This window comes from Thermobacillus xylanilyticus, from assembly GCF_907165215.1.
Classification (GTDB): Bacteria; Bacillota; Bacilli; order Paenibacillales; family Paenibacillaceae; genus Thermobacillus; species Thermobacillus xylanilyticus.
The window spans coordinates 1-5,950 of record NZ_CAJRAY010000096.1 but is presented as its reverse complement, the minus strand read 5'-3'; the positions used below and the strand labels follow the sequence as shown (position 1 = coordinate 5,950).

Sequence of the window (5,950 nt, the reverse complement as noted above, 5' to 3'; positions counted from 1 at the left end):
CGCTTTACCCAGCTACATCAAGGCTTGTTTGCCCATTTCATACTGCGAAAGTTGAGTTCCAATGTATAAGGACTGCCATGGATATGCTTGGTAAACGCTTCTTCAGAAACCTGATTGAGTTTTAAATATTAATTGCTTGCGTTGAGAAGCGGCTTCCCGAAGCAAATCGTGTGGTTTCCTTGTTCTGCCGTATGCGACGGATGCCTCATTAAAAGCGCGGACATCATGATGCTCTTGAAGGATTGCCTCTCCTTTATGGATAAAATGATCAAGCTTTTTCATGAGGGTCTTGTCCCAACCCATAATATGACTGATGATATCCTGAACCGACCATTTCCCCTCCTCTATCGGAGTGCAAAGAACATCCTCTGAGTAAGACATCAGGTTGGAAATGAATCGATCAATCTGCCCAAGTTTCTGGAAACTTCAGCGATGGTTGCCACCACTAATGCCTCCATACCGAAGTCAAGGACATGCGTTCTTGGGCAAGAATCATTCATTGCCCTGAAGCATCATCTGAAACAGGATGACCCGGTCGTGCTGTCTCAGTTCTTCCGGCAATTCGCCGGTCTCGTCGTATTGCTGGAACAACCTTATGTCAGATCGGATCGATTGACTGTCCGTCTCGATAATCGAGCCGAGCGTTACGGGTTGATTGAGATGCAGTTCCATTTCCGCGGAATTGATCCATGTCAATTGACTTCCTGTGAGAAGCGGGAGACGCATATCCGCTGCGGTGCTGCCGGACCCCCCTTCATCGATTAATGCGGAAGTGATGGACAACCGTCTTTCCTTGTTCGGTTCGTCATTGTTTTCTGAGAGGATGAACAGCAGTTGTTCATGATGAAGATTTCCGGATTCCTCCGGATCATTGTGCACAATAACACTTGAGCTGTAGTCAATCACATTTTCTTGTTGCTCGCCGCGTTCGAAGTGTTCGACCCATACCTTGATCATGCCTGCACGATCCGGATCCACTTTCAAGTCAAATAGCTGGGCGTTCTTTCCAATAATGTTCAAGATCCGCTTGGTTTCTTCCGAAATATCCGCCGGTTTTACCGACATCGTCAGATCCGGTTCAGTGATATCGCGGCTCACCTTTCGGGATTCATAAAGCCAAAAGAAAGCACCTGCAATTATGAAACACAGCAAAGAAACCCCTGCAATTTTCCTCATCTTATTCTACCTTCCCGAGAGAGATTCATCAAAAATGGTCCCCCGCACAAGGAGGATCTGAAATTTGCCGCTGCGGACAGCGCACAGAGCCGTGTAAGATTATTGTATCGTTGTCACCCACTTATAGATAACAGCCCCGGCGCTTATGACAAACGGAATGATCAAGAACAGCCCGTAAGATTTGCCATGCCCTGCCCATAAAATCATCATGATTTGAAAAGATACGACTGCCAGACAAGCCCAAAAACCGATTTGCGCGGCTGCTTTGGCTCCATCATCTCTGCCCAATAAATCGGTAAATTTGGTGATCGAAAAAAGGACTGCCAATACAAAAAAAAGACGGCGGCCGGAATGACGATCATATCTCCGATTTTGGATTTATAAACATATTGCAGAATCTTTGAAATGATGGTGAGGGCCAATCCGATCAACAAGAAAATGAGGTTTATTTTCATTGGCACCCTCCGGGATCAGATGTGACATACAGCCCTTTGGCTCCAAAGCCAAAAATGCACCCGGAGGGTAAGAACATGAGCAAAGAACGCCAGGTCGCCGGATGCGGAGATGGACATGTTTCAACTGTATGACTATTTTTTTGGATAAAAAAAGGGGAAAAAGTACATAGCCGGCGTATTATAAACAGTAAATCAGCAGTTTTACCATTGAGGTGGTTTTCACTTGAGAAAATCTTTAATTACCGCCCTCGTCGCCGTCCTCGTTTTATTTTCCTATGGATTCGGTACGTCCAGATGGGATCATGTCTGGTATATTGCAGGCGGCCTGGGATTGGTATGCGCAGGTAACGCATTGTTTATTTTTATTGATAAATGGATACTGGGTGACAAGGGCCGATTCTGGACGAACAAGGAAAGAAGCGTGAGCCGGTCACACGAAGCCATGCAATATTGGGTTGCCGCAGTCGCTCTTTGCATACCTGCGATGGCAGGGTTGCTTTTGAAGTGACGATTGTCATCACGCCGTTTTCCGGTAGGCTTCCAATGTAATGATTGACTTTAGCGTCCTGTAAGCTCGCCATTCCAGCCTCGCCATTTCGCCGGGCGGCTCCCATGCGATCGGCCAACCGCCGTCTTCCTCTTGCTCGGCGTCCAACGCCATGAGATGGTCGTGGATCATCGCGTCCGGGAAAATTTTTCTGCAGTACGAATCAGGGAACGGCGCGAAATCCAACGGCGTCAGCCCGTAGCTTTGCGGCGGGGCCTCCGGACAGAAAAACCTCGCTTGATAAAGCTCGTCCGTTAATTTGGAGAAGAGCGTTGTAATTTCATCCGTTTGCGGCAGGCTTTCAAGCAGGCAAAAGGCAGTCAGTATGGTGTGCGCATCCTCGTATTCTGTGGAGCGGATATGGTTCAGACAAGCACCGATCGCTTGATCCAGCCAAGGATGCTGGATTCCCTGCCAGTTCAAAAGGCCGACCAAGCCCGTAAGTCGGTCAAATGATGCTTGTTCCGATGTCGGATTGTTCCAGTGCGCGGCCCGGGGGTAGCGGCTTGACGAAGCCGTAATCGTGGCGATGCCTTCGTTCAAGTCAGCCGCCCGTGCAACATAGTCACAAACCTTAAGGGCCAATTCCGGATCTCGTATTTTCGCTTCATACAGCGTTCGCAGCCCGAACTCCACATACAGCGGTTGGCTTTCGGGTGTGCGAAGGTCCGGTTCAAGGGCGTGCCCGAATCCGCCATCCTCGTTCTGATAGGCCTTGATGGCAGTCAATACACCGTCCTTCGAACCGCCCCGAAAGAAATATTCAAACAGTCTCCTTTCCAGAAGCCTGCCGTTCTCCCAAATAAAATTTGCAGCTTTTTCAAAGTCCATAAGCCGCCCCCATCAATAATTCGCTCTTGTTATATTCTTCCACAACCGCACATAGGGGTCAATGGCAGAAGCGTTGGCTCCATAGGTCCGGAAAGTCAGGGAGACGGGCTGCCGGACACCCTTTATTTACAACAAGGATTATAGCGCCCGTTTGCCGAAGACATAAGCCCGGGAAAGGTGTTGAACAACAACAAAGCAAGCGGTGAGCCGCATCATGGGGAGGCTATATTTCTCATGCGTGAACTTGAGGCACAAGACTCGGGCTTTGTCATCGACCGTCTGGACCACCTTGTGCTGACCGTTAATGACCTGCAGCGTACGATCGCGTTCTACGAAAAGGTGCTCGGCATGGAGGTTGTCCGGTTCGGCGATGGGCGGTACGCGCTGCATTTCGGCCGGCAAAAGATTAACCTTCATGAGCGCGGACGCGAATTCGAGCCGAAGGCCGATAAGCCGTGTCCCGGTTCGGCGGATTTGTGCTTTATTACGAATACGCCGCTGGATGACGTGATTCGTCATTTGGACAATTGCAATGTTCCAATTGAGGAAGGACCGGTGGATCGCACCGGCGCAACAGGCAGAATTCGTTCCGTCTATCTGCGCGACCCGGACCGGAATCTGATCGAAATCTCGAATTATGCTTAAAGGAGAGGACCGCACGTGTATGAACCGAAGATGAAAGAGAACGACAACAGCGTCACTGCATTTATCGAGAGTGTGGAAAATGAGAAAAAGAAGGTGGATGCCTACAAGCTGCTGGAAATCTTCGAAGAAGCGACGGGATTCAAGCCGAAAATGTGGGGAACGAGCATCATCGGTTTCGGGAAATATCACTATAAATATGCATCGGGGCATGAAGGGGATGCGCCTTTGGTCGGCTTTTCGCCGCGAAAGGCGAAAATCAGCCTGTATCTGGCCTATGAGAGCGAGGAAAGAGAGAAGCTGCTGCAAAACTTTGGCAAGCACACAAAGAGCAAAGCCTGCGTCTATATAAACAAACTGGCGGATATCCAACTTGAGGTCTTAAAGGATTTGATCAAGCATACTGTGGAAACATACCGGAAGCTGTATCCGACAGAGAGCTGACCTGTGAAGCTTCCAGCAACTGGACTGCGGTTTGTCCCATTTTTTTATAAAAACGAACTTTTCGGCTCCAATAAAATGTTGTATCATACGAGAATGAAAGCGCTTTAAACATTAAATGGAGGGAATGCGATGGAAAACCGTCCGCAATGGGGTACACGGGCAGGGTTTATACTTGCTGCTGCAGGATCGGCTATTGGACTAGGGAACATTTGGCGTTTCCCGGCGGTCGCTTATGAAAACGGAGGCGGCGCATTTTTTATTCCGTATCTGTTTGCGCTCTTGACCGCGGGCATTCCGATCCTCATTATGGAGTTTGCGATCGGCCACAAGTACAGATCGTCGGCTCCCGGTTCATTGGGGAAAATCAACCGGAAATTTCAAGACATCGGCTGGTGGCAATTGGCCGTTTCCTTTGTGATCTCTGTCTATTACGCCGCCGTCATCGCCTGGGCGTTGTCTTATGCCATCTTTTCCATCAACCTGAGCTGGGGAGAGGACACTGAGGGGTTCCTGTTCGGCGAGTATTTGAAACTCGCGGACACTCCGGGTCAATTCGGCGGCATTGTGCCGGGCGTGTTCATTCCGCTTGCGATCGTCTGGCTGGCGGCATTGTTCATCCTGTATAAAGGCGTCAAAAAAGGTATTGAAGCTGCGAACAAAATCATGCTGCCCGCCCTTCTCGTGCTGTTCGCCATTCTGGTCATCCGCGCCTTGACGCTGGATGGTGCGGCGGAAGGTCTGAACGCCTTCTTCAAGCCGAATTGGGATTCGATCCTGAACGGCAAAGTGTGGGTGGCCGCGTACAGCCAAATTTTCTTCAGCTTGTCGATCGGCTTTGCGATCATGGTGACGTACTCCAGCTATCTTGGGAAGAAATCGGATATCACGAACAATGCGTTCATCACCGGTTTTGCCAACTCCGGATTTGAACTGCTGGCGGGCATCGGCGTCTTCAGCATCCTCGGCTTTATGGCCATGCAGCAAGGCGTTGCAGTCGATGAAGTGGTCAGCGGCGGTGTCGGTCTGGCGTTCGTGGTGTTCCCGCAAATCATCAATCAACTTCCGGCGCTCAACGGATTTTTCGGGTTCCTGTTCTTCGGTTCGCTGGTGCTGGCGGGAATGACCTCGCTGATCTCGATCGTGGAAACCTATATCTGCGGTGTCCAGGAGAAATTCAATATCTCCCGGACGAAATCCGTACTGTACGGCGGCGGGTTGGCGGCGATCATATCGATCATCTTCTCCTCCAACGGCGGATTGTACTTCCTGGACGTGATCGATTACTTCATCAACAACTTCGGCGTGGCGTTGGCCGGCCTGGTTGAAGTGATTGCCGTCGCATGGGTTGCGAGACAACTCGGCAAACTTCAGGAGCACGCAAACGAAATTTCGGATATCAAGCTCGGTATCTGGTGGAAAGTTTGTCTTGGCGTCATAACGCCCGTCGTGCTCGGCATCATGATGTTCGATAACCTCAGAACGAATATTCTCGAGAATTATGAAGGATACGCAACCTGGTTTGTGACCGCATACGGATGGGCTGTCGTTGTTGCCGTCATCATTGTGGGCATTGTGTTCGGGTTGATCAAAAATAAAACCCCGCAGGCAACCGGCGCCAAGGAGGTGTCCCAATAATGGAAGGCAGCGCAATCGCAATGATGATTATCGGCATCGTCATCATTTGGGGAGGCTTGGCCGCCAGCATTGTCAATGCGGTCATCAAGGCGAGACAGAACAGGACAAAGTCCAATTCCTGATACGGTCAAGGACACCCCGTCGGGTGTCCTTTTCTTTGTCACGGCGTGCCCAGAAAGCACGTATCTTCTAGCCGGTGAAAGTCCGGCCACGGGAGGGG

Annotated in this window: 9 protein-coding genes; 5 read left to right on the top strand and 4 right to left on the bottom strand. The window is 50.2% G+C overall.

The window, feature by feature from the left end; translation table 11 throughout:
* Positions 1 to 102: 102 nt before the first annotated feature.
* From KJQ12_RS18000 to KJQ12_RS17990, 3 genes are all read right to left on the bottom strand, one after another.
* A complete protein-coding gene (locus KJQ12_RS18000) occupies positions 103 to 282 on the bottom strand; it encodes a hypothetical protein (protein WP_213486641.1) in 180 nt (59 codons plus the stop codon).
* 210 nt (positions 283 to 492) lie between these two features.
* Positions 493 to 1,176 (bottom strand): hypothetical protein, encoded by a 684-nt coding sequence (locus KJQ12_RS17995; RefSeq protein WP_213486640.1) that lies wholly within the window; start codon positions 1,174 to 1,176, stop codon positions 493 to 495.
* 206 nt (positions 1,177 to 1,382) lie between these two features.
* On the bottom strand, positions 1,383 to 1,631 hold the full coding sequence (locus tag KJQ12_RS17990) for a hypothetical protein (protein ID WP_213486639.1): 249 nt from the start codon (positions 1,629 to 1,631) through the stop codon (positions 1,383 to 1,385).
* A gap of 223 nt (positions 1,632 to 1,854) precedes the next feature.
* Here KJQ12_RS17990 and KJQ12_RS17985 point away from each other — a divergent pair, with 223 nt between their 5' ends.
* Positions 1,855 to 2,139 carry a hypothetical protein gene (locus tag KJQ12_RS17985; protein ID WP_213486637.1) on the top strand — a complete coding sequence of 95 codons (285 nt, stop codon included), beginning with the start codon at positions 1,855 to 1,857 and terminating at the stop codon, positions 2,137 to 2,139.
* A gap of 9 nt (positions 2,140 to 2,148) precedes the next feature.
* Here KJQ12_RS17985 and KJQ12_RS17980 read toward each other — a convergent pair whose 3' ends face one another.
* The gene (locus KJQ12_RS17980) at positions 2,149 to 3,009 is read right to left on the bottom strand and encodes a hypothetical protein (RefSeq protein ID WP_213486635.1); all 861 of its coding nucleotides are present in this window, start codon (positions 3,007 to 3,009) and stop codon (positions 2,149 to 2,151) included.
* Between the two features lie 180 nt (positions 3,010 to 3,189).
* Here KJQ12_RS17980 and KJQ12_RS17975 point away from each other — a divergent pair, with 180 nt between their 5' ends.
* From KJQ12_RS17975 to KJQ12_RS17960, 4 genes are all read left to right on the top strand, one after another.
* On the top strand, positions 3,190 to 3,654 hold the full coding sequence (locus KJQ12_RS17975) for a VOC family protein (protein WP_244860678.1): 465 nt from the start codon (positions 3,190 to 3,192) through the stop codon (positions 3,652 to 3,654).
* Positions 3,655 to 3,669: 15 nt separating this feature from the next.
* Positions 3,670 to 4,095, top strand: a complete 426-nt coding sequence (locus tag KJQ12_RS17970; RefSeq protein ID WP_213486633.1) for a DUF1801 domain-containing protein — start codon at positions 3,670 to 3,672, stop codon at positions 4,093 to 4,095.
* Positions 4,096 to 4,224: 129 nt separating this feature from the next.
* Positions 4,225 to 5,730 (top strand): sodium-dependent transporter, encoded by a 1,506-nt coding sequence (locus tag KJQ12_RS17965; RefSeq protein ID WP_213486632.1) that lies wholly within the window; start codon positions 4,225 to 4,227, stop codon positions 5,728 to 5,730.
* On the top strand, positions 5,730 to 5,852 hold the full coding sequence (locus tag KJQ12_RS17960; RefSeq protein WP_015253134.1) for a methionine/alanine import family NSS transporter small subunit: 123 nt from the start codon (positions 5,730 to 5,732) through the stop codon (positions 5,850 to 5,852). The genes KJQ12_RS17965 and KJQ12_RS17960 overlap by 1 nt, the downstream gene beginning before the upstream one ends.
* Positions 5,853 to 5,950: the final 98 nt, after the last annotated feature.